18 protein-coding genes and 1 pseudogene are annotated in these 22,462 nt (G+C 68.7%); 10 read left to right on the top strand and 9 right to left on the bottom strand.

Annotated features, from left to right (window positions below):
* The first annotated feature begins 17 nt into the window (after positions 1–17).
* From MVF96_RS07420 to MVF96_RS07400, 5 genes are all read left to right on the top strand, one after another.
* On the top strand, positions 18–803 hold the full coding sequence (locus MVF96_RS07420; RefSeq protein WP_165630294.1) for an alpha/beta fold hydrolase: 786 nt from the start codon (positions 18–20) through the stop codon (positions 801–803).
* 126 nt (positions 804–929) lie between these two features.
* Positions 930–2,054, top strand: a complete 1,125-nt coding sequence (locus MVF96_RS07415) for an MBL fold metallo-hydrolase (RefSeq protein WP_247452075.1) — start codon at positions 930–932, stop codon at positions 2,052–2,054.
* A gap of 34 nt (positions 2,055–2,088) precedes the next feature.
* On the top strand, positions 2,089–2,850 hold the full coding sequence (locus MVF96_RS07410; protein WP_211538215.1) for a crotonase/enoyl-CoA hydratase family protein: 762 nt from the start codon (positions 2,089–2,091) through the stop codon (positions 2,848–2,850).
* Positions 2,851–2,952: 102 nt separating this feature from the next.
* Entirely contained in the window at positions 2,953–3,855 is a 903-nt protein-coding gene (locus tag MVF96_RS07405; protein WP_247451793.1) for a LysR family transcriptional regulator, read from the top strand.
* 6 nt (positions 3,856–3,861) lie between these two features.
* Entirely contained in the window at positions 3,862–4,734 is an 873-nt protein-coding gene (locus MVF96_RS07400; RefSeq protein ID WP_159370401.1) for a LysR family transcriptional regulator, read from the top strand.
* Between the two features lie 58 nt (positions 4,735–4,792).
* Here MVF96_RS07400 and MVF96_RS07395 read toward each other — a convergent pair whose 3' ends face one another.
* Together MVF96_RS07395 and fabG are read right to left on the bottom strand one after the other, a co-directional pair.
* Entirely contained in the window at positions 4,793–6,052 is a 1,260-nt protein-coding gene (locus MVF96_RS07395; RefSeq protein ID WP_247451792.1) for an acetyl-CoA C-acetyltransferase, read from the bottom strand.
* Positions 6,053–6,097: 45 nt separating this feature from the next.
* Positions 6,098–6,859 (bottom strand): 3-oxoacyl-ACP reductase FabG, encoded by a 762-nt coding sequence (fabG, locus tag MVF96_RS07390; RefSeq protein ID WP_078112146.1) that lies wholly within the window; start codon positions 6,857–6,859, stop codon positions 6,098–6,100.
* Positions 6,860–7,059: 200 nt separating this feature from the next.
* Here fabG and MVF96_RS07385 point away from each other — a divergent pair, with 200 nt between their 5' ends.
* Complete coding sequence (locus MVF96_RS07385) at positions 7,060–8,250, top strand: acyl-CoA dehydrogenase family protein (protein ID WP_247451791.1); 1,191 nt, start codon at positions 7,060–7,062, stop codon at positions 8,248–8,250.
* Between the two features lie 45 nt (positions 8,251–8,295).
* On the opposite strand, the gene MVF96_RS07380 is transcribed toward MVF96_RS07385, so the two are convergent.
* The 4 genes from MVF96_RS07380 to MVF96_RS07365 all read right to left on the bottom strand — a co-directional run bounded on the left by MVF96_RS07380 (position 8,296) and on the right by MVF96_RS07365 (position 13,771).
* The gene (locus tag MVF96_RS07380) at positions 8,296–9,942 is read right to left on the bottom strand and encodes a class I adenylate-forming enzyme family protein (protein WP_247451790.1); all 1,647 of its coding nucleotides are present in this window, start codon (positions 9,940–9,942) and stop codon (positions 8,296–8,298) included.
* Between the two features lie 61 nt (positions 9,943–10,003).
* Positions 10,004–10,768: an SDR family NAD(P)-dependent oxidoreductase gene (locus MVF96_RS07375; RefSeq protein WP_247451789.1), complete on the bottom strand. Its 765-nt coding sequence runs from the start codon at positions 10,766–10,768 to the stop codon at positions 10,004–10,006.
* Positions 10,769–11,051: 283 nt separating this feature from the next.
* Complete coding sequence (locus MVF96_RS07370) at positions 11,052–12,185, bottom strand: thiolase family protein (protein WP_065630896.1); 1,134 nt, start codon at positions 12,183–12,185, stop codon at positions 11,052–11,054.
* Positions 12,186–12,346: 161 nt separating this feature from the next.
* Positions 12,347–13,771 carry an MFS transporter gene (locus MVF96_RS07365; RefSeq protein WP_065630895.1) on the bottom strand — a complete coding sequence of 475 codons (1,425 nt, stop codon included), beginning with the start codon at positions 13,769–13,771 and terminating at the stop codon, positions 12,347–12,349.
* A gap of 364 nt (positions 13,772–14,135) precedes the next feature.
* On the opposite strand from MVF96_RS07365, the gene MVF96_RS07360 reads away from it, so the two are divergent.
* Positions 14,136–15,332 (top strand): acyl-CoA dehydrogenase family protein, encoded by a 1,197-nt coding sequence (locus MVF96_RS07360; RefSeq protein WP_247451788.1) that lies wholly within the window; start codon positions 14,136–14,138, stop codon positions 15,330–15,332.
* A 55-nt stretch (positions 15,333–15,387) separates the two neighbouring features.
* Positions 15,388–16,545, top strand: a complete 1,158-nt coding sequence (locus MVF96_RS07355) for an acyl-CoA dehydrogenase family protein (RefSeq protein ID WP_247451787.1) — start codon at positions 15,388–15,390, stop codon at positions 16,543–16,545.
* A 383-nt stretch (positions 16,546–16,928) separates the two neighbouring features.
* Here the strand turns inward: MVF96_RS07355 and MVF96_RS07350 are convergent, their stop codons facing one another.
* The gene (locus tag MVF96_RS07350; protein ID WP_247451786.1) at positions 16,929–17,321 is read right to left on the bottom strand and encodes a type IV toxin-antitoxin system AbiEi family antitoxin domain-containing protein; all 393 of its coding nucleotides are present in this window, start codon (positions 17,319–17,321) and stop codon (positions 16,929–16,931) included.
* Between the two features lie 227 nt (positions 17,322–17,548).
* On the opposite strand from MVF96_RS07350, the gene MVF96_RS07345 reads away from it, so the two are divergent.
* A complete protein-coding gene (locus MVF96_RS07345; protein ID WP_418930439.1) occupies positions 17,549–18,361 on the top strand; it encodes an SGNH/GDSL hydrolase family protein in 813 nt (270 codons plus the stop codon).
* Between the two features lie 32 nt (positions 18,362–18,393).
* Positions 18,394–20,220 carry an ABC-F family ATP-binding cassette domain-containing protein gene (locus MVF96_RS07340; protein WP_247451785.1) on the top strand — a complete coding sequence of 609 codons (1,827 nt, stop codon included), beginning with the start codon at positions 18,394–18,396 and terminating at the stop codon, positions 20,218–20,220.
* 30 nt (positions 20,221–20,250) lie between these two features.
* Here MVF96_RS07340 and MVF96_RS07335 read toward each other — a convergent pair.
* A pseudogene (locus MVF96_RS07335) lies at positions 20,251–21,406 on the bottom strand (lipase family protein).
* Between the two features lie 17 nt (positions 21,407–21,423).
* Positions 21,424–22,389 carry a 4-(cytidine 5'-diphospho)-2-C-methyl-D-erythritol kinase gene (locus MVF96_RS07330; RefSeq protein WP_247451784.1) on the bottom strand — a complete coding sequence of 322 codons (966 nt, stop codon included), beginning with the start codon at positions 22,387–22,389 and terminating at the stop codon, positions 21,424–21,426.
* Positions 22,390–22,462: the final 73 nt, after the last annotated feature.

The following is a 22,462-nucleotide window of genomic DNA, read 5'->3' as shown; positions in this document are numbered from 1 at the left end:
GCGGCATACTGCGTGCGATGGCCGAGCCCGCACCCGTTCCCGTCGACGCGCCGGTGGTCGAACCCACGCCCGTCGTCCTCGTCCACGGTTTGCGCGTGAGCGGCGGGACCCTGCACCGGGTCGCGGCGGCTGTGGCCGGTCCCGACCCGAGGCGCGCGGTCGCCACCCCCGACCTCCCTGGCCACGGGCAGCGCCGCGACGAGACGTTCACGATGTCCGGCGCGGTGGACGCCGTGCTCGCCGAGATCAGCGGGTTCGGCCGGCCGGCGGTCGTGGCCGGGATGTCGATGGGCGGCTACGTGGCGATGGCGGTCGCCGGACGCCATCCGGAAGCCGTCGCGGCCCTCGTCCCGATGTGCGCGACCGCGCAGCCCAGTCCGCTGCTGGCCGCGCCGTTCGAGACGTTCGGTGCGGTCACCGCGTTCCTGCCGCGTCAGGCGGCGATCATCAGTCAGGTGGCCACCCGCCTCGCCGTGGGACGTCAGGTGTCCGCCGACATGGAGATCGGCGGACTGGCACTGGGGTCGATCGCCGACGTCGTCGCCGAGATCAAGCGGTTCGACGCGCTCGGCGAGGTCCGGCGCTACCCCGGCCGAACGATGTTCGTCAACGGTAGCCGAGACCAGTTCCGGGTCCACGAACAACGTTTCGTCGAGGCAGCACAGCACGCGTCGCTGACCATCGTCCCCGGGGCGAGCCATCTCTTCCCGCTCATCCAACCGGAACTCACCGGGCGACTGGTTCACGACGTCGCGGCGAGCTGCGACGGCGCCGCGGCCGGACTCGCCGACCTGGATCCATAGGTCCTACCTCAGGATGTCTGAGCCGCCCACAGCTTGAGCGCGATCGCCTCTCGTGATCGGATGACTGTTGATCACTGCAACGATCATCAGCGGTATCACCACGCGACGGACCCGGCGGGAGGCTGGATGGGCACGATCGAGGTCACCGGCACGCTGCAGAAGCAGGCCTGGGCCGACAAGGTGTTGCCCCCGGTCGAGGAGGTCCGGCCGCAGCTGTGGTCGATCCCGGTCCCCATGGGATCCAATCCGTTGCGATACGTCCTGGTCTACGCCCTCGGATTGCCCGACGGCGGTCTCGCACTGATCGACGCCGGCTGGCCGTCCGACAAGTCGTGGGACATCCTCGTCGCAGGCATCCGCTCCACCGGCCACGACCTCGCCGACATCAGGTCCATCGGCGTGACCCATCTGCACCCCGACCATTTCGGGCTCGTGCCGCGTCTACTCGAGCACGTGGACGCCGAGCTGTGGATGCATCGCAACGATTCCCGGTACCTGCGCCACTACTCCGATACCGAGGTGGAGACCCAACTCGGCCAGGCGCGATCCGAACTCCGCGCTCTCGGCGCACCGACCGAGGTCGCCGACGAGGGGCTGGTCGGTTTCATCCGCCTGCCCGACGGGCGGACCGTCGACCGCGAGCTGACCGGGGACGCCCCGCTCGACATCCCCGGCTGGGATCTCCGCGCCGTCTGGACCCCGGGCCACACCGCGGGGCACCTCTGCTTCGCCGACGACACCGCCGGCATCGTCTTCACCGGCGACCACCTGCTGCCGCGGATCAGTCCGAACATCTCGACCAATCCCATGCAGACCGACAGTCCCCTCGCCGACTACCTGATCTCGCTGGCCAACACCGAGAAGATGCGTGACCACGAGGCGCTGCCGTCCCACGAGTACCGGTTCCGAGGCCTCGGCGACCGCGTCACCGGTCTCCTCACGCATCACCAGGAGCGGCTCGATGAGATCGCCTCGACCGTGACCCGGTATCCGGAGAGCACGGCCTGGGAGATCACCCGGTCGGTGACGTGGTCGCGTCCGTTCGAGGAGCTGTCCCTCACCCTCAGCCGACTCGCGTTGCGGGAGACCCACGCCCATCTCGTCGTCCTGCAGGAACGCGGCGTCCTCGACGCCCGCGTTCCCGATGAGACGGCGACCGATCCGACCACCCCGGAGCCGATCCGCTGGTTTGCCGCCGGCGAGCCCACACCGGCTGAGCCGCAACAGATCTCCACATCCGAGAACACCTGACCGCCCGTCCCGTCCACCAACTCCAGGAGTCCCCATGAGTGCCGTGCTCACCGAGTTCGCCGACGGCGTCGCCGTCATCACGATCAACCGCCCCGAGGCGAAGAACGCCGTGAATCTCGAGGTGTCGGAGGGTATCGCCGCCGCGATCGACGAACTCGATTCGCGCGACGACCTCACCATCGGCATCATCACCGGTGCCGGTGGCACGTTCTGCGCCGGGATGGACCTCAAGGCCTTCGCTCGCGGCGAGAAGGTCGCGCTGGACGGACGCGGGTTCGGCGGCCTCACCGAGGCCCCGCCGACCAAGCCCCTCATCGCCGCCGTCGAGGGCTGGGCGCTGGCCGGCGGATGCGAACTCGCGTTGTCGGCGGACCTCGTCGTCGCGGCAAACGACTCCAAGTTCGGCATCCCCGAGGTCAAGCGCGGACTCGCCGCCGCCGCCGGTGGCCTCCTACGCCTCCCGAAGATCCTCCCCTACCAGCTCGCCATGGAACTCGCGCTCACCGGCGACCCGCTCACCGCGGCACGCGCCCACCAGTTCGGCCTGGTCAACCGGATCACCGAACCCGGCGAGGCACTCGCCGGGGCCCGCGAACTGGCCGCCGTCATCGCCGCCAACGGCCCCCTCGCCGTCCGCGCCACCAAACAGGTCACCTCCATGGCGATCGGCTACACCGATCCCGAACTCATCAAGAAGCAGTGGGACTTCCTCGGTCCGGTGTTCGTCTCCGACGACGCCAAGGAAGGTGCGGTCGCCTTCGCCGAGAAACGCGCGCCGCGCTGGACCGGCAAGTGACAGATCCGGGCGCAGTACTCATTCGGCCCGCTCGCTCCGCTCCCGGCGCCGGGCTGATTCGGCCCGCTCGGTCCGCTCCCGGCGCCGGATAGAGTGACCGGGGTGGACCTGCACCTCGTGACCTACTTCGTCGCCGTGGTCGACCACGGCGGCATCACGAAGGCCGCCCAGTCGCTCTACATCTCACAGCCGTCGCTGTCCCAGGCGATCCGCACGCTCGAGAGACGTCTCGGCGTCACCCTGTTCGACCGCACCGGACGACGCCTCGAACTCACCGAGGCCGGACGCAAACTCGACGTAGCCGCCCGGCGCATCCTGGCCGACGTCGACCGCGCCAAGGCCAAGGTCGACGCGGTTCGGGAACTGCGCGCCGGTCGCGTCGACATCGTGACCTACGCGGCGTTCAGTGTGGACCCGGTGGTCAACATCGTCCGACTGTTCCGGGAACGGTTCCCACGCTTGTCGGTTCGAGTCGTCTCCGCCGACAGTCCCACCGGGGTGTTGTCGGCGTTGCGATCCGGGGACGCCGAGATCGGGATCATGGACTCGGCCGCCGAGCACGCGACCTTCACCGCCATCCCGATGGCCGAGCAGGAACTCATCGTCGCGGCGCCGACGACGCTCGCCGACGGTCTGCCCGAACCGATACCGCAGTCGGCGGTGCGCTCGCTGCCACTCGTCGTCGATCACAGCGACCCGATCAGCGCGGAACTCCTCGGCGGACTCCTCGACGACAACGCCAAGAACGTGGTGGTCGACTGCCAGTTACCGTCCGCGGTGTGGAGTCTGGTCAAGAAGGGCACGGGCGCAACGGTTCTCCCACGCACCGTGGCCGACCGACAGCTTGCGGGACTCCGCCGGATCGCGCTCGACCCACCGCTCACCCGACCATGGGGTCTCGTGCTGCGATCCGGGCTCCCCTCGCCGGCCGCCCTCGCCTTCATCTCCGCGGCGAAGGTCCACTGCGGGATCGCGCCGGACCCCGCCGAACCACGGGATTGGTGACACGCCATGGAATTGCGACAGGTCGAGTACTTCCTGGCGGTGGTCGAGAACAAGGGCATCGGCGGGGCCGCGTCGGCTCTCGGTGTCGCGCAACCCACCGTGTCCCAAGCACTCCGGGCGCTCGAACGCGAACTCGGAGTCCAGCTGTTCCACCGCATCGGTCGCGGGATGGTCCTGTCGGCGGCCGGGCGCACGATGGTCGGTCCCGCGCGACAGATCGTGCGCGACATGGACGCCGTCGACGATCTGCTCTCCGCCTCGGCGGACGAACTCACCGGCCACCTCGAGATCCTGGCCTTCGCCGCGACCGCGGTCGGGCCCGTCGTCGATCTGGTCGCCCGGTTCCGGGCCGCCTATCCGCGGGTTTCGGTGCGACTCGGCGAGTTACGCGACGAGACCAGGGCCGCGTCGGCCATCGAGGACGGTCATTGCGAGTTCGCCGTCGCCCACCTACCCATCGCCGGCGACGACCTCGAGGTGATCGTGATCGGCGAACACGAACACGTGCTCGTCTACCCGCAGGGCACCGATGTACCCGTGGGCCCGATCCCGCTGAACAATCTGCCGGCGATCCCGATGGTGTTCGTGCCGCGCGGCTACTCGGTGGCCGACGAGTTCGAGGAGGCGATCCGCGTCGGGGGCGTCCGCCCGCCGCTGGCCGTGCTGTCGGAGATCCGCGAGGAACGGCTCCCGATGGTGGAGTCCGGAATCGGCGGCACTCTACTCGAACGATCGGTGGCGGAGTCGGCCGACGAACCGGTCGTGATCCGTGAGATCGAACCGAATGTGGTGCGACCCTTTGCCATCGCATTCCACCCGCCGTCGCTGTCGGCCGTCGGTCAGGCCTTCGTCGACCTCGTCCGCGAAACTGCGGGGTGACGGGTGGAACACCGGGCCCCACCGGTGCGGATCAGGTGGGGCCCGGTGAGTCTCGGGGTCAGCTGACGCGTTCGAAGACCGCGGCGAGGCCCTGGCCACCGCCGATGCACATGGTCTCCAGGCCGTAGCGGGCCTCGCGCCGGTGCAGTTCACGCGCCAGGGAGGCCAGCATGCGTCCGCCGGTGGCGCCGACCGGGTGGCCCAGCGAGATGCCCGAGCCGTGGACGTTGGTGCGGTCGAAATCGCCGCCGGCACCGAACCGGCCGAAACCCCACTCGCGGGTGACCGCGAGTGCCTGGGCCGCGAATGCCTCGTTCAACTCGATGACATCGATGTCGGCGAGTGTCAGTCCGGCCTTTGCCAGGGCCTTCTCGGTCGCGGGGACCGGCCCGATCCCCATGGTGCGCGGCGGTACCCCCGCCAGACCCCATGACACCAGCTTCACCAGCGGGCGTAGACCCAGCTTCTCCGCGACCTCGGGTGTGGTCACGATCGCCATCGACGCGGCGTCGTTCTGACCGCTGGCGTTGCCCGCCGTCACGGTCGCGTCCGGGTCGGTCTTGCCCATGATCGGCTTCAGCTTCGACAGCGATTCGACCGAGACATCCGGGCGTGGATGCTCGTCGGTGTCGATGACCCGGTCACCAGACCGGGCGCCGGGAGCGGAGCGAGCGGGCCCACTCGCACCGGAAGCCACGGTGACCGGGATGATCTCCTCGGCCAGTACGCCATCCTTCTGGGCCCGCACCGCTCGTTCGTGCGATGCCACAGCCAGTTCGTCCTGTTCTTCCCGGGAGATCTCGTAGTCCTTGCGCAGGTTCTCGGCCGTCTCGATCATTCCGCCGGGCACCGGGTAGTTCTTGCCGCCGGCGGTCGAGCGCGCCCGGACGAGGCTGTCGTGCATGGCAATTCCGGTCCGGGCCCCGCCCCACCGCATGTCCACCGAGTAGAACGACGCGTTGCTCATCGACTCGGCACCGCCGGCGACCACGACGTCGTTGTCCCCCGATGACACCTGGTAGGCGGCCTGGATGACGGCCTGTAGTCCCGACCCGCAACGACGATCGATGTGCATGCCGCCCACTGTGATCGGCAACCCGGCATCGAGTGCGATGACTCGTCCCAGGGCGGGCGCCTCGCTGTTCCCGTTGCAGTGACCGAGGATGACGTCCTCGACCTTCTCCGGGTCGAGTCCGGTCCGGTCGAGCATCCCCGTCAGCGCGGCGACCCCGAGATCAACGGCGGTGAGATTCTTGAACATCCCGCCGTAACGGCCGATCGGGGTACGGACCGGTTCGCAGATGACGACGTCGCGCATGGGTGACCTTTCGGTGTCAGAGGAGGCGTGGAGCAGGGCCGGCGGTCACATGAAACGGCCGCCGGTCACCTCGAGGACGGTGCCCGTCATGTACGACGACATGTCACACGCCAGGAACAGCGCGACGCTCGCGACCTCACCGACCTCGCCGGCGCGCCGCATCGGGATCTCCGCCATCTTCTGGTCCCACGCTTTCTGCGGCATCGCCTCGGTCATCGCCGACCGGATGAGGCCGGGCTGGATCGCGTTGACCCGCACGCCGTGATGGGCCATCTCCTTGGCCGCGGCCTTGGTGAGGCCGACGATGCCCGCCTTGGCGGCCGAGTAGTTGGTCTGCCCGACCATGCCGACCTTGCCCGACAGCGACGAGATGTTCACGATCGCACCACGCTTGGCCTCGCGCATGATCGCCGCCGCCTTGCGTGTGCCGTTCCAGGTGCCTTTGAGATGCACCGAGATGACCTGATCGAAATCGTCTTCGGTCATGGTGCGCATCGTCGCGTCCCGGGTGATCCCGGCGTTGTTCACCAGCACATCGAGTGACCCGAACCCGTCGACCGCGGCCGCGAGCAGCGCGTCGACCTCGCCCGCGTCGACGACGTCGCACCTCACCGCGCGGGCCACGTCGCGGCCGCCGAGTTCGTCCGCGGCCGCCTGCGCGGCGTCGAGGCTGAGGTCACCGAGCACGACTCGCGCGCCGGCGTCGACGAACGAGCGGGCGATCTCGAAACCGATGCCCTGGGCTCCGCCGGTCACGACGGCGGTACGACCCTCCAGCAACGCGGCGGCGGGCGGGTGCGATGACATGTATCGGAGTCCTTTCGAGGGCGGCGGGGTGACGGTCGTCGGGCAACCGGTCGCGAAGCGCCGGCCCGTGGTGAGTGCCGCGGGGACAAATCTATCGAGGTTCCGCCCCGATCGACCCCTCCGCGCTCATACGCAACGGCTATCGCAGCGATCCCGGTTTCGTATTGGACCCCTCGCCCGCCGGCCGCGAGAGTGACAGCATGACCGGAGTGATGCATTCAGCGCGGACGACCTCCTCCGAGGTGGGCGACGAGGACTTCGTCGACATCCTCGCCGCGACGCGCGAGTTCGTCCGCGAGGTGGTGGTCCCGCGGGAGCAGGAGATCCTCGACACCGACGCCATCCCCGACGACATCCGCCAGACGGCGACGAGCATGGGCCTTTTCGGCTACGCCATCCCGCAGGAGTGGGGCGGTCTCGGCCTCGATCTGACCCAGGACGTCGAACTCGCGATGGAGCTCGGGTACACCTCCCTGGCGCTGCGCTCGATGTTCGGCACCAACAACGGCATCGCCGGCCAGGTCCTCGTCCACTTCGGCACCGATGAGCAGAAGTCGGCGTGGCTGGAGAAGATCGCGTCCGGCGAGGTGGTCGCCTCGTTCGCGCTGACCGAACCGGGGGCCGGGTCCGATCCGGCCGGACTGCGCACGAAGGCCGTCCGCGACGGTGACGACTGGGTGATCACGGGCGAGAAGCGGTTCATCACCAACGCCCCGCTGGCCGATCTGTTCGTCGTGTTCGCACGTACCCGCCCGGCCGACGAGGCGGGCACCGGCATCGCGGTGTTCCTCGTCCCCGCCGACGCCGCCGGACTCAGCGTCGGCGCCAAGGACCGCAAGATGGGCCAGGAGGGCGCCTGGACCGCCGACGTGCACTTCGACGGCGTGCGGGTGCCGGCGTCGGCACTGGTCGGCGGCAGCGAGGACGTGGGTTACAAGGCCGCGATGATGAGTCTGGCCCGTGGCCGGGTGCACATCGCGGCCCTCTCGGTGGGCACCGCACAGCGCGCACTCGACGAGTCGGTCTCGTGGGCCGCGACCGCGACCCAGGGCGGCACGGCGATCGGCGAGTTCCAACTGGTCCAGGCCATGCTCGCCGACCAGCAGTCCGGGGTGATGGCCGGGCGCGCACTGGTGCGCGAGGCAGCCCGCGCCTGGGTGGACGACACCGATCGGCGTATCGCCCCGTCCGCCGCCAAGCTGTTCTGCACCGAGATGGTCGGCAAGGTCGCCGATCTCGCCGTGCAGATCCACGGCGGCAGCGGCTACATGCGCGACGTCCCGGTGGAGCGCATCTACCGCGAGGTGCGGCTGCTCCGACTGTACGAGGGCACCAGCGAGATCCAGCGACTCATCATCGGGCGCAACCTGGTCAAGCGCGCGCAGCGCTGACCACACGCGCGTGCGCCGGCGCCTCGGGCGCCGGCACTGACCCTGTCAGGCGTTCGCCAGGCGCTCCCGCAACGCCACCTTCTGGACCTTGCCGGCCGCCGAGGTGGGCAGCTCGTCGACCACGTACACGTCCCGGATCTTCTTGTAGGGCAACACCTGCGCGGCGACGAAGTCCGACACCGCATCCGCGTCGATGACGTGACCGTCCCGGGCGACGAGAAAGGCCACCGGCTCCTGCCCCACCGCACCCGCCTCCCGGGCGACGACCGCCGCCGCACCGACGTCCGGATGCGTCACCAGGATCTCCTCGAGCTCGCGCGGATACACGTTGTAGCCCTTGTAGATCAGCATGTCCTTCGCACGGTCGCAGATGTAGAGGTACCCGTCGGCGTCGCGGTAGGCGATGTCACCGGTGTCGAGCCACCCGTCGACGAACTGCTCGGCCGTCTTCTCAGGGTGATCGAGATAGCCGTCGGTGACCTGCGGGCCGCGCACCCACAACTGTCCCTTCTCCCCCGGCGCGAGGACCACGGCCGGATCGTCGACGGCGCGGATCTCGATCTGGGTGTCGAACGTCGGCAGACCCACACTCCCGAGCCGGTATCGACCCCCGGACGTCAGGGGCGCCGACGACACCAGGCACGTCGCCTCGGTGAGGCCGTATCCCTCCACGATCGCCGCTGCCGGGAACGCCTTCTCGAGCTGCTCCAGGGTCACGTGATCGATCGGCGCCGCGCCGGAGGAGACCACCCGCACCGAGGTCAGGTCCCGTGTGGAGACGTCGGGGTGCACGGCGAGCGCATGCCACATCGCGGGACTCCCGGTCACATACGACGCCCGATGCGCCTCGATGAGAGCCAGCATCCGCCCGGGCTCGAAACGGCCGGCGAAGACGTGCGTGGCACCGCACAGCAGGAGAAACGACATGTTGATGAGGGCGTGCGCGTGGAACAGCGGGGACACGACGACCGTCGCCGCATGCCCGGGGACCACCCCCGGGTTCTCCGACGACCGGGGAGTGAGGGTCAGGAGACCGTCGGTTCCCACCGCCACGGAATGACCTGCCCGCCAGGCGATCATCTGCGTGACGTTGCCGAGCACGTTGCGGTGCAGGACCCGAACGCCCTTCGAGACACCCGTGGTGCCGCCGGTGAAGGCGAGGTGCGCGACGTCGTCGCTCGTGGTCGAGACCGGCGGGGCCGCCTCGTGCCCGACGACGAACTCCGCGAGGGGGACGGTGTCGATGCCCTCCGGCGCATCCGCGGTCCCGTCCACCGTCACCACCGTCGTCAACGCCGTGCCGACGGCGGCGGACAGGAGACGCGCGGACTGCTCGACCTGCGTGAAACCCACCACCGCAGCGGTTTCCGCGATCTGACGTCGCAGACCCGGTACGGGCTGCAACGGATTGACCAGGGTCACCGCTGCACCGGCCCGGAGTGATCCGTAGTAGGCGACGACGAACTCGACGCTGTTGGTCAAGTACAGCAGGACCACATCGCGATCGCTCACTCCGGCCGCACGCAACGCCGACGCCACGGCGGCCGAGCGCACGTCGAGCTCGGTGAACGTGAGCGTCATCGCGCCGTCGACGACGGCCGCGCGCTCGCCGTAGAGGGCGGCCATACTCGCGGGCAGCACCGCCATCGTGGCGTCGGGATAGCTGAGAGTGGTGGGCGCCGTGGCAGACATCGCGATGAATCCTCTCGAAAGGCGTTGTGGGGGACGCAGAACGGACGTGCCGGGATTCGGGTTACCGCGGTGCCATCCGGATCGCCCCGTCGAGGCGAATGGTCTCGCCGTTGAGATAGGTGTTCTCCAGGATCGACGCGGCCAGTTGACCGAACTCCTCCGGCCTACCGAGCCGCGCCGGATTGGGAATGCTCGCGGCAAGCGCATCGCGCACGTCGTCGCGCAGCCGGGCGAGCAACGGCGTGTCCATCGTGCCCGGCGCGATGGTGTTGACGCGGATGAGCTTGCTGGCCAGGTCCCGTGCGGCGACCAGCGTCATCCCGACGATGCCCGCCTTCGACGCCGAGTAGTTGATCTGGCCGATCTGTCCCTCGTACGCCGCGACCGACGCGGTCATGATGATGGCGCCCCGCTCCCCGTCGACGGGCTCCTGTCGCGCGATACGTTCCGCGCCGAGCGAGAGCGCATGGAACGACCCGACGAGGTTGAGCTTGATGACGAACTCGAAGTCCTCCACCGAACCCGCCTTGCCCTCCTTGTCCAGGATGCGCATGCGCCGGCCCGCCCCGGCACAGTGCACGAGTCCGCGCAGGCCACCTCGGTCGTCGGCGACATCGAGTGCGGCGGCGAACTGTTCGCGGTCGGTGATGTCGGCGGCCGCGAACGACGCTGCGGCACCGAGTCCGTCGGCCACGGCCTGACCGTCCGAGGTCGGCAGATCGATCAGGGTGACCAGGCCACCGGCGTCGACGACGCGCTGAGCAGTCGCGAGCCCGAGACCGGATGCGCCGCCGGTGATCGCGACCGACAGTCCTCTTAGTTCCATTGTTTACCAATACCTTTCGTATGAGATCGTTGCTGATCCCTGAGGAGCGAGCCCGGGGGCCAACCCCTGATCCGAAATAGCCGCATAACCCCTGCTCCCTGAGGTGCGAGGAGCGATAGCGACGAGCCACGAAGGGCGGGTGAGCATCTCACGTCGCCCTTCGAGGCTCGCTTCGCTCGCACCTCAGGGAGCAGAGAGGGCCGCCTGCGCTCGTTCGCATGTCCGGGAGCAGGGGTCCAGGGCTTCTGCTCTTCTCTCGAACCAGGGGGCGGAGGGAACGCGGTCAGAGCAGTTCGAGGATGGTGGTGTTGGCCATGCCACCGGCTTCGCACATCGACTGCAGTCCGTAGCGAATGCCGTTGTCACGCATGTGATGGACAAGCCGAGTCATGAGGATGGCGCCTGAACCGCCGAGCGGGTGGCCGACGGCGATCGCTCCGCCGAGCGGGTTGAGCCGCTCGATGTCGGCACCCGTCTCGGCCTGCCAGGCCAGCGGAACCGGGGCGAACGCCTCGTTGATCTCGAAAGCCCCGATGTCGTCGATCGACAGCCCGGATCGCTTGAGCGCCTTGGCCGTGGCCGGGATCGGTCCGGTCAGCATGATCACCGGGTCATCGGCGGCGACGACCGCGGTGTGGATGCGGGCGATCGGCGTGAGACTGTGCGACTTCGCGGTCTCGCCGGCCATGATCAGCAGGGCACCCGACCCGTCGGAGATCTGCGAGGAGTTGCCGGCGTGGATCACGCCGTCCTCGCTGAAGGCCGGCTTGAGCTTGGCGAGCGATTCGAGCGTCCCACCGCGGCGGATGCCCTCGTCACCCTCGAGCACCCCCGGGATCGGCGCCAACTGGGCGTCGAACGCACCACGGTCGGCCGCCTGCGCAGCGAGTTCGTGCGAGCGCAGCGAGTACCCGTCGAGGCGGGTGCGGTCCAATCCCCATTTCGCGGCGACCATCTCGGCGCCGATCCCCTGGCTGAACTTGTCGACGCCGTAACGGTCGAGGACCGTGGGCGGCTGATGCTCGCCATTCGGTGCGGCGCTGCCCATCGGGACACGACTCATCGACTCGACCCCGCCGGCTATCACGACATCCTGCTGGCCGGACACCACCGCCGCGGCCGCCATGCTGACCGCCTGCTGGCTGGACCCGCAGGCGCGCGTCACGGTGGTTCCGGGGACGCTCTCGGGCCAGCCGGCGGCGAGCACGGCCGTCCGCGCGACATTGCCCGCCTGCTCGGCGGCTTGGCTGACACATCCCCAGACGACGTCGTCGACGACGGCCGGATCGATGCCGGTCCGCTCGACGAGCGCCTCCAGTACGTGGGCGGACAGGTCGGCGGGATGGATACCGGACAGGGCGCCGCGGCGGCGGCCGATGGGCGCGCGGACCGCGTCGACGATCACTGCATCACGCATGGGGACTCCTCGATGTCAGGGCAAGGGATGAAGTTGTGTCCGACGTGCACCACGCCGGCGGACGCCGATCGCCCGCTGTGACGAGCCGACCACCGGGGCGCTTGGCAGACAAGTCGATTCACACTCACAGTCGATGAGGCCCTACCTATGGGACGCGCAAGTCACGAGGTGGCGCCTTCGACGGTCGGCGCGTGCGGACGCAACCGAGCACGATCGCGCTCGGGATCGGCGAAGACCAGCGCGAGCACCGCGCACACCGCGGCGACGATTCCGAGCACCTGGAACGCGGTGGCGTAACCCTCGGCCGGCGTGGCGGCCGCGTCGACGATGACACCCGTCGCGTACGGCGCGACGAGACCGCCGATCGCCATGATCGCCAGGAAGACACCTAGCGTTCCGGCGGTCTGCCGGGGCGGGCAGATCTCGGCGACGGCCGCGTTGAACAGCGGGAACACCGTGGCCGCGAAGCCATAACCGATCGACAGGATCGCGACCGCGACGATCGGTGTGCCAACCGAGGGCAGCAGGAACAGCAGGACGCCGGAGACGAGAACCCCGACCGACGGCACGACGATGCGCAGCATCCGCGAGGTCGCCCCTTTCGAGATCATCCGGTCACTCGTGATCGAACTCAGCACCATCAGGACCAGGCCGACGATCGAGGGGAACGCGAACATCGACCCGGACTGCAGGCGGCTGTACCCCAGCCCCTCTTCGAAGTACGACGGCAACCACGTGAGCACGACACTGACCAGCGCATAAACGCTCATCACGACGAGCGCGCCGGTGACGAACGTGCGTGAGCGGAAGATCGAGATCCACGGCGTCGCGGGTTCGGCGCCGGCACTCGCGGTCGGCGCGTCCTTCGACGTCTTCCCACTCGCGATGTACGGGCCGTTGCGCCAGGTCGACAGCCAGACGACACACCAGACGAGGCCACCGGCGGCAAGGGAGATCAGTGCCCAGCGCCACCCGAAGCTCACTGTGATCACGGCGAGCAGCGGAGCGATCGCGATCTTCGAGATCGACGCGGCACCGGCGAGGAGGGCACCGGGCAAGGCGCGCCGGGCCGGCGGATGCCAGGAGTAGGCCGCCGTGTGCAGGAGCGCCGAACTCGGACCTTCGGCGAGACCGAGGAACAGCCGGCTGAGGACGAGGACCGCGAACGACGCCACCACCACCATGGGGAGCATGGCCGCGGCCCAGCACAGGGCCAGCAGGACCAGCGACCAGCGCAGGGTCATCCAGCGGTTGAGCAGTCCCGCGAAGAATCCGCCGATCGTGAACGTCAGGAAGAACAGGCTGCCGACGAGACCGATCTGCGAGGAGCTCAGGCCCAGCTCCTCGCGGAGCGGTTGCGCGATGATGCCCAGCACTGCCTTGTCGGCGTAGTTGATGACGTAGAGGCTGACCAGCAGAGCCGTGAGACCCCAGGCGCCCGCGCGTGATTCGCCGCGTGGGCCGAGACCTCGCGGCGTCTGGGCCGCTTCGAAGTCGACGGTGTGGGCGGGACCAGCGGGTCCCGTGCGCGCCGCTGACCCGGGCTTGTCGCCGGCTCCTGATCCGGAGGCGGTGGAGACCGTCATGGCATTACCTCTTCCAGCCGAGTGATCTGGGTTGCGATGCGCTCCGTCAGTGTTATGGCTCACATCCGTTCCGATTCAAACCAGGGTCGAACCCATGTGACAACGTTCGCTCGGCGAACGACCTGACTGTCGCTGCCTATGTGTCGAGGACACGGAGTTGCGAGCGGGGTCATCGGCGATGGCTATCGGACCGATAGGCGCCGGTGGCCGAGAGCCATTGGCTCGCGCTATCGCTCCCTTAGTTCACCGCGACTACTTCGCCGGGCCGCCGCCGGGCATGCTGTGAGACGGACGCGTGCCGGTCGCGCACCACGTCCGCCCGACGGTGCGAGCGCACCCCGACCGACTTCGGAGACCAGCCACCATGACCCGCCTCGCGCAGACCCTGGGCCTCACCGAGATCCAGACGGAGATCCTGGCCAACGTCCGTTCGTTCGTCGACAAGCAGATCATCCCCACCGCACAGGAACTCGAGCACGCCGACGAGTATCCGCAGGCCATCGTCGACGGCATGGCCGAGATGGGCCTGTTCGGCCTGATGATCCCCGAGGAGTACGGCGGACTCGGCGAGTCCCTGCTGACCTACGCGTTGTGCGTTGAAGAACTGGCACGTGGATGGATGAGCGTGTCGGGCGTGATCAACACCCATTTCATCGTGGCGTACATGATCCGCCAGCACGGGACCGACGAGCAGAAACAGCGCTTCCTCCCCCGCATGGCGACGGGCGAGGTGCGCGGCGCGTTCTCGATGTCCGAACCGGAACTGGGGTCCGACGTCGCGGCGATCAAGACCAGCGCGAAGCGGGACGGAGACGACGGATACGTCATCAACGGTCAGAAGATGTGGCTGACCAACGGCGGGTCGTCGACTCTCGTTGCCGCTCTTGTCCGTACCGAGGAGGGCAACGAGAAGCCGCACAAGAACCTCACGACGTTCCTGGTGGAGAAGCCGGCCGGCTTCGGCGAGGTACTCCCAGGCCTGACCATCCCGCGCAAGCTGGACAAGATGGGCTACAAGGGCATCGACACCACCGAGCTGATCTTCGACGGTTACCGCGCGCCCGCCACCGACATCCTCGGGGGCGAACCGGGCCGCGGCTTCGCGCACATGATGGACGGCGTCGAGGTCGGGCGCGTCAACGTGTCGGCCCGCGCCTGCGGAATCGCCCAGCGCGCCTTCGAACTCGCGGTGAAGTACGCGCAGCAGCGGTCCACCTTCGGCAAACCCATCGCCGAGCACCAGGCCGTTGCGTTCTCGCTAACCGAGATGGCGACGAAGGTCGAGGCGGCACACCTGATGATGGTCAATGCGGCACGACTGAAAGACTCCGGCGAGCGCAACGACGTCGCCGCCGGGATGGCCAAGTACCTGTGCAGTGAGTACTGCGCCGAGGTCACCCAGGCCAGCTTCCGCATCCACGGCGGTTACGGCTACTCGAAGGAATTCGAGATCGAGCGCCTCATGCGCGACGCGCCCTTCCTGCTGATCGGCGAGGGCACCAGCGAGATCCAGAAACAGATCATCTCCAAGGGGCTCCTACGCGAATATCAGGAGCGATGACCACTTGAGGTGAATGTCGTCAGACCCGTCCGCCCACAACAGTTTCGAGGGACCAATGCAGCGTCGCATCTTCACCGAGGACCATGAGCCCTTCCGCAAGACCATCCGTGACTTCATCGCCAAAGAGGTCGCGCCGGTGTACCACGATTGGGAGAAGCAGGGCCATCCGCCGCGCGAGTTCTACAACAGGCTGGGCGAACTCGGCGTCCTGGGCATCGAGGCACCCGAAGAGTTCGGGGGCGGTGGCGTCTCGGACTTCACCTATTCGATGGTGATCGCGGAGGAGACATCGGCGGCCGGTGTCACCTTCGGCAGTTACTCGGTGCACTCGAACCTGATCCTCCCCTACCTCGTCGAGTACGCCACCGACGAGCAGAAGCAGCGGTGGTTGCCCGGATTCTGTTCCGGCGAACTCATGTTCGCGATCGCCATGACCGAACCCGGCACCGGGTCGGACCTCGCCAACATCTCGACCACCGCCAAGCTGTCCGAGGACGGGTCGCACTACGTACTCGACGGCGCGAAGACGTTCATCACCGGCGGCGCCTTGGCCGACCGCATCCTGGTCGTCGCCCGGACCGCACCGTTCGACGAGTCGAATCGTCGTGCGGGCCTGTCGATCCTGGTGGTCGACACCTCGTCGGAGGGTTTCGCCGTCGGACGCAAGATCGAGAAGATCGGCCTCAAGGCCTCCGACACCGCCGAGCTCTCGTTCAGCTCGGTCAAGGTGCCGGTCGAGGACCGGCTCGGCGAGGAGGGTGCCGGCTTCTCGTACCTGGCGCACAATCTCGCGCAGGAACGACTCACCATCGCCATCGGGGCGTCGGCCACCGCCGCCGCGGCCGTTCAGCACGCGATCGCCTACACCAAGGAGCGCGACGTCTTCGGCAAACCCGTTGCGGCGTTCCAGAACACCAAGTTCGTCCTCGCCGAGTGCTCCGCCGAGGTCGAGGCCATCCGGCAGTTCGTCGACCGCGCACTCGAACTCCACAACGAGGGTGAGCTCACCGTCCCCGATGCGGCCCGCGCGAAACTGTTCGCCACCGAGACCGCCGGCAAGGTCATCGACAAGTGCCTGCAGTTGCACGGTGGGTACGGCTATGTCCTGGAGTACCCCATCGCCCGGCTCTACGCCGACACCCGCGTCACGCGGATCTACGGCGGCACCAGCGAGGTCATGAAGACGATCATCGCCAAGGATCTCGGCCTGTAAGTGGTCCAGAGCTCTTCCAAAGTGCGGGATTCGTAACGGTTTCCAGTACGAATCCCGCACTTTGCGGAGGGGTGATGGGACCGCCACCTTCCTCCCGACGAAGGCGAAGTCGATTTCGTAACCGGACACCGGGTGGTTGGCGACCCAACCCGCTATGTCGTGCTCGGCGAACAGTTTCACGGTCAGCCGTTCGGCAGCCGAACGGGCACCAGAACCGACGAGCACGAGCATCTTCGCCATCTCGGTTGCACCACGGCAGCGGCGTCGCCGCTGGTAGGTCTCGAGGAGAGCGTCAACCGTGACCTTCTTGTTCTGAAGTGCCCGGTCGAGTACGTCCATCTTTCCTTCAACGGCGCCTTCGAGGACGGACAACGGCACCGCGGTCACCGTGAGTCCCTTCTCGACCACGACGTCGGCCGCGTCGAGGATCTCCGGATGACCACCGTCCCCTTCTCCGGCGAACCGTGCCAGCTTCGGGGAGCGGTGACGGTGATCGTCGTCGGCCGTTTGGTCACGAGGCCATGCCACCACGCCGCCGCGAGTCCGCTGAGAACGGCGTCCGCGGAGACCTGCAGGGTCGCCAGTCGGGTCCGGGTCCGTGCGGTCACCGGATGATCGGCCAGGCGGTAGACGCCGGAACTCGCACGTACCCACTCACCGGACTTCACCCGCCGGGCCACCGAGGCACGACTGAGACCGTGCTCGCGGGCCTGCGCCGCAGTGATCACGCCGTCGCGCGTGAGGACAAAGGTCCGCAATTCGGGTGCAGTGGCCATGCAGTTGTAGACGCATCCCCCGTCGCGCCGGTTCCACTTCCCGCACAGTGCGGGATTCGTGCCGGTTTCCAATACGGATCCCGCACTCTGTCGTCGGACCCGAGGTCGTGCCTTACGATTCCCTGAGCAAACTCGGTGGGCAGTGGAAGCGGTGTTCGGTGGTAGGCAGGTTTCGGGGCGGGGTCCAGATCTTGGCGACGGTGCTGGTCACCGCGTTCGTGGTGTCGATGATGGCGGCGGTGGCCGCGCCCGCGCAGGCGGCCCCGACGCGCTACACCGGCGGTACCTACGTCGCTCTCGGTGATTCGCGTGCGTCCGGCAGCTTCTACACCCCGACGCCCGCCTACTTCGGCGGATGCAAGCGGTCGGCGTTCAACTACCCCACCCTCGTCGCCGCCGCGACCCTGCCGCGACGCTTCATCGACGCCTCGTGTGCGGGCGCGCAGTCGGCACACCTGCACCGGGCCCCGCAGCACACCAGCGGTGGCACGAAACCCATTCAGCTGCACCTGGTTCCGCGCGACGCTCAGCTGATCACCGTGAGCATCGGCGGCAACGACATGCGGTGGGGCGCGATCTTCGGCCAGTGCCGGACCCCGGCGTTCACCGACCGGCGCTGCCGCCACAACCGTGCCCTCGAGAACGAGGTCCGGTGGCGGATCGAACTCATGGAGAACCGCGTCACCCCCGCTCTGCGCGCGATCCGGAACAAGGCGCCGCACGCCCAGATCATCGTCGTCGGTCTGGGCGGCTTCATCGGGTTCACCGGGTGCTGGCCGCTGGTCCCGCTGAGTGACCCCGACGCCCGGTGGATGCGCGAGGTCTTCAACCGCGCCAACGGCGCGCTCTGGCGGGCGTCGACCGAGGTCGGCGGCACCTTCATCGACGCCAACCGAGGATCGGCGGGACACGATGCCTGCAACCTCATCAATCCCTGGTACGAGAGCGCGCTGTCGAATCGGATCGCGCTGCCCTTCCACGTCAACCAGGCCGGCGCCGTCGCGTTCGCGGCCATGATCAACGGGGCCATCCGCCGTTAGGCCGAGACCGGTCACCCACTAGCGTTTGTCGGGTGGCTCATCTACTCGGCGCGGAAACCCTAGGCCTCGAATACCCGACCACCAAGGTCTTCGAGTCGGTGTCCCTCGGGGTCAACGAGGGCGACCGGATCGGCATCGTGGGCCGAAACGGCGACGGTAAGTCGAGCCTGCTGGCGATGCTCGCCGGACGGATGCAACCCGATTCCGGTCGCGTCACCGTCCGCGGCGGCGTCCGCATCGGCGTGCTGGACCAGGTCGACGTCTTCGACGACGACGAGACCGTCGGGCACGCCGTCGTCGGCGACCGTCCCGAACACGAATGGGCGGGCGACGCGAAGGTCCGCGACGTCATCGGCGGGTTGCTCGGCGACGTCGAATGGACAGCGCCCACCAGTTCGTTGTCGGGTGGTCAGCGCCGCCGCGTGTCGCTGGCACGACTCCTCGCGGGCGAGCATGACGTCCTCGCGCTCGACGAGCCGACCAACCACCTCGACGTCGAGGCCATCACCTGGCTCGCCGACCACCTGAAGCGACGCTGGCCGGCCAACGCCGGCGGACTGCTGGTGGTCACCCACGACCGGTGGTTCCTCGACGAGGTGTGCACGGTCACCTGGGAGGTCCACGACCGCATCGTCGAACCCTTCGAGGGTGGCTACGCGGCGTACATCCTGCAGCGGGTGGAACGGGACCGGCAGGCCGCCGCGATCGAGGCACGACGACAGAATCTCGCCCGCAAGGAACTGGCCTGGCTCCGCCGCGGCGCGCCGGCCCGGACGTCGAAGCCGAAGTTCCGCATCGACGCGGCCAATGCCCTCATCGCCGATGTCCCACCGGTCCGCGACACGGTCGCCCTGCAGTCACTGGCCACCGCTCGTCTGGGCAAGGACGTCGTCGACCTGCTCGACGTGTCGGTCTCCTACGGTGACCGCACCGTCCTCGACGGCGTCGAGTGGCGGCTGGCGCCCGGTGAGCGCACCGGCATACTCGGGGTCAACGGCGCGGGCAAGTCGACGCTGCTCGGCCTCATCGCCGGAACCGTGGAACCGACCGGCGGCCGGGTCAAACGCGGCAAGACGGTCAAGGTCGCCACCCTGACCCAACGCCTCGACGACCTCGACCGGTACCTCGACGACCCGGTGCGGGTGGTCATCGCGCAGTTGCAGACCACGTACACCTTCGGTTCCGGGTCGAAGGCACAGGAACTGTCGCCGTCGCAGTTGCTCGAGCGGCTCGGCTTCGACGGCGCGCAGCTCTCGACCCCGGTCCGCGACCTCTCGGGCGGGCAGAAGCGGCGGCTGCAGTTGCTGCTCATCCTGCTCGACGCGCCGAACGTGCTGATCCTCGACGAGCCGACCAACGACCTCGACACCGACATGCTCGCCGCGCTCGAGGACCTGCTGGACTCGTGGCCCGGCACGCTGATCGTCGTCTCGCACGACCGGTACTTCCTGGAGCGGGTCACCGATCAGCAGTTCGCCGTCCTCGACGGCGGGCTCCGCCACCTCCCCGGCGGCGTCGACGAGTTCTTGAGACTCCGCTCGGCACAGGCGAAGACGTCGGGTTCCGGATCGACATCGGGCGGATCCGGTACGAGCGCCACAGCTTCGGGGAACGGCGGCGTGTCGGGCTCGACCCTCAGCGGCGCCGAGCTGCGCGCGGCCAACAAGGAGCTCGCCTCGCTCGAGCGTCGGATCGACAAGCTGCACAGCAAGATCGATGCTGCCCGGACCGCGCTGGCCGACCATGATCAGTCCGACTACCAAGGCCTTGCCGCGGAGACGGAGAGCATCCGCAGCATGGAAACCGAACTCGAGGAACTCGAGGAACGCTGGATGGAACTCGGCGAGAGCGTCGAGTGATCGACTCCGCGAGAACCGGTCGGCCCGACCTCAACGGCCGAACGACTCCCGGATCGCGGCCAGCACGTCCGGCAGCGACTCGTCGACGACGCCGCTGTGATCGGCCCGCGCGTAGGTCTTGAGGTCCACATCCGTGCCGGCGTCGCGCATCGCGGACCGCAGCGAACGACTCAGCGGGTACGGCAGCACGGGATCGAGAAGACCATGTGCGAGCGTGACTTTCACCGGGTAGCCAGAGACGGGCACCTCGGCGTACTCCCGCAGGGCGTCCCGGAAGTCCTGCTCCGCAGTGAACGACGACGCCACGAGTGAGCCCGGCGGCACCGACCGCAACGCATCCACGAGATCCCCGTTGCACCGGGCACGCGCGCGGTCGAGGAAACGCTTCCCGTCGGAGGTCAGGGAATCGGCGACGCGGAGTTCTGGATTCGCGTGGTCGAGGCCGGCGAGGGTGAACAGGAACGGCGCACTCAGCACATTGAGTGCGCCGAGGCCGGGCACGCGGGGTCCGAACAGACCGAACAGGTTCTCCAGCGACGAGACCGGGGCGATCGCGACGACGCCGGCGACCGGCAGTTCCGGTGCGAATTCCGCGGCGAGGCGGCCCGCGTGCAGCGCGGCGTGGCCGCCCTGCGAATGCCCGGTCGACACCCAGCGTGATCCGAGCGAGGCGTCGACCGACCGCGCCGCGCGGATCATGTCGATCACCGAGTGAGCCGCCGCGCGACCGCCGAGGTATTCGGTCTCCCCCGCCGACCCGAGCCCCGCGTAATCGGTTGCCGTGACCGCGAACCCGGCGTCGAGCGCCGCGCGCACCGGGGCCTCGACACCGTCGCCCAGCCGGTGCAGGGTCGGCGCGCACTCGTCGGCCAGGCCCACCGTCCCGTGTGCCCAGGACACGACGGGCCAGCCACCGGCGGGCGGCGTACCCTTCGGCACCCAGTACACGCCGCTCGACATCGCCGGGCGGCCGTTCTGATCGCGTCGCATAGGTCAGGCGGGTGCCCGAGCCGGCCGCCGATGGGAGTTCGTCGTCGGGAACCTCGGAGGTGGTGAAGACGAAACCGTCGGCGGGTGCGGCGGCCGTCGACGGGCCGGCCGTCACGATGCAGAGCGCGAGCAGCAGAGTGACGACGGCGCTGACCGCGAGCAGTGGGGCGACGACTGCGGCGGGTCTGCGGGACATCAGGCAACCGTAGGCGATCAGTGGCGGACGTCGGCTCCGAGGACGCGCGTACCGGCGGCGGGACCGCTCGCGGTGCGGACCGACCGGGCGACGCCGGCGCCGGACAGTTCGGCGGCGACGTTCACCGCGCCGGTCTCGTCGGCGCACAGGAAGGCGCATGTCGGGCCAGAGCCGGACACGATGCCGCCCAGTGCTCCGGCATCGATTCCGGCACGCAGGGTCCGGCGGAGGGTGGGTTGCAGCGACAGCGCCGCCGGTTGTAGATCGTTGTGCAGCAGGGGCGCCACCGCATGCGGGTCACCGGACGCCAGGGCCTGCATGAGTTCGTCGGGGCGGCGGAGGAGGTCGCGCTCGTCGTCGGTGGCGCATTCTCCGGAACGGCTGTCGCGCAGCCGATCCAGTTCGCGGTACACCGCGGGCGTGGACAGGCCGTCGCGTGCGAGCGCGAGCACCCAGTGGAAGTCACCGCGGGAGAGGACCTGCATCAGCCGCTCGCCGCGTCCGGTGCCCAGGGCGGTGTTGCCGTGTAACGCGAACGGGACGTCGCTGCCCAGGTCCGCCGCGATGGCGGCGAGGTCGTCGCGGCCGATGTCGAGCTTCCACAGGGCGGCGAGTGCGACCAGCGCCCCGGCGGCATCCGCGCTGCCACCGGCCATGCCCCCGGCCACCGGGATCGTCTTGTCGATGTCGATCGCGACCTTGCCGGGACGGTCCGCCCACTCGGCCAGTGCCAGCGCGGCCCGGACCGCCAGGTTGGACTCGTCCGTCGGGACCGACCCGGCGCCTTCGCCACGAACCGTGATGCTCATCTCGTTGGCCCGGGCGACCCGGATGTCGTCGTGGAGGGACAGCGCCTGGAAGACGGTCACGAGGTCGTGGTAGCCGTCCTCGCGGCGCGGACCGACCCCGAGGTGCATATTGACCTTCGACGGAGCCCGCGCGGTGACGGAGTCCGACACCACCGACAGCGACGTTCGCGACACAATGATCCAGCCTAGCGCCCCGGCGTCGGCCCCGCGCCCACCGATGCGGTCGGTCCGGCGCTCCAGCCGCCGT

The sequence above is a fragment of the Gordonia hongkongensis genome, assembly GCF_023078355.1.
Classification (GTDB): Bacteria; Actinomycetota; Actinomycetes; order Mycobacteriales; family Mycobacteriaceae; genus Gordonia; species Gordonia hongkongensis.
This window is presented reverse-complemented; position numbering and strand designations above follow the sequence as displayed.

Bases quoted from the DNA above. Each gene is read 5' to 3' on its own strand.
- MVF96_RS07345 (WP_418930439.1), top strand. From the start codon at position 17,549: ATGATGGCGGCGGTGGCCGCGCCCGCGCAGGCGGCCCCGACGCGCTAC.
- MVF96_RS07380 (WP_247451790.1), bottom strand. From the start codon at position 9,942: ATGTCTGCCACGGCGCCCACCACTCTCAGCTATCCCGACGCCACGATG.
- MVF96_RS07410 (WP_211538215.1), top strand. From the start codon at position 2,089: ATGAGTGCCGTGCTCACCGAGTTCGCCGACGGCGTCGCCGTCATCACG.
- MVF96_RS07420 (WP_165630294.1), top strand. From the start codon at position 18: ATGGCCGAGCCCGCACCCGTTCCCGTCGACGCGCCGGTGGTCGAACCC.
- MVF96_RS07365 (WP_065630895.1), bottom strand. From the start codon at position 13,771: ATGACGGTCTCCACCGCCTCCGGATCAGGAGCCGGCGACAAGCCCGGG.
- MVF96_RS07350 (WP_247451786.1), bottom strand. From the start codon at position 17,321: ATGGCCACTGCACCCGAATTGCGGACCTTTGTCCTCACGCGCGACGGC.
- MVF96_RS07415 (WP_247452075.1), top strand. From the start codon at position 930: ATGGGCACGATCGAGGTCACCGGCACGCTGCAGAAGCAGGCCTGGGCC.
- MVF96_RS07360 (WP_247451788.1), top strand. From the start codon at position 14,136: ATGACCCGCCTCGCGCAGACCCTGGGCCTCACCGAGATCCAGACGGAG.
- MVF96_RS07395 (WP_247451792.1), bottom strand. From the start codon at position 6,052: ATGCGCGACGTCGTCATCTGCGAACCGGTCCGTACCCCGATCGGCCGT.
- MVF96_RS07375 (WP_247451789.1), bottom strand. From the start codon at position 10,768: ATGGAACTAAGAGGACTGTCGGTCGCGATCACCGGCGGCGCATCCGGT.
- MVF96_RS07400 (WP_159370401.1), top strand. From the start codon at position 3,862: ATGGAATTGCGACAGGTCGAGTACTTCCTGGCGGTGGTCGAGAACAAG.
- fabG (WP_078112146.1), bottom strand. From the start codon at position 6,859: ATGTCATCGCACCCGCCCGCCGCCGCGTTGCTGGAGGGTCGTACCGCC.
- MVF96_RS07370 (WP_065630896.1), bottom strand. From the start codon at position 12,185: ATGCGTGATGCAGTGATCGTCGACGCGGTCCGCGCGCCCATCGGCCGC.
- MVF96_RS07355 (WP_247451787.1), top strand. From the start codon at position 15,388: ATGCAGCGTCGCATCTTCACCGAGGACCATGAGCCCTTCCGCAAGACC.
- MVF96_RS07385 (WP_247451791.1), top strand. From the start codon at position 7,060: ATGACCGGAGTGATGCATTCAGCGCGGACGACCTCCTCCGAGGTGGGC.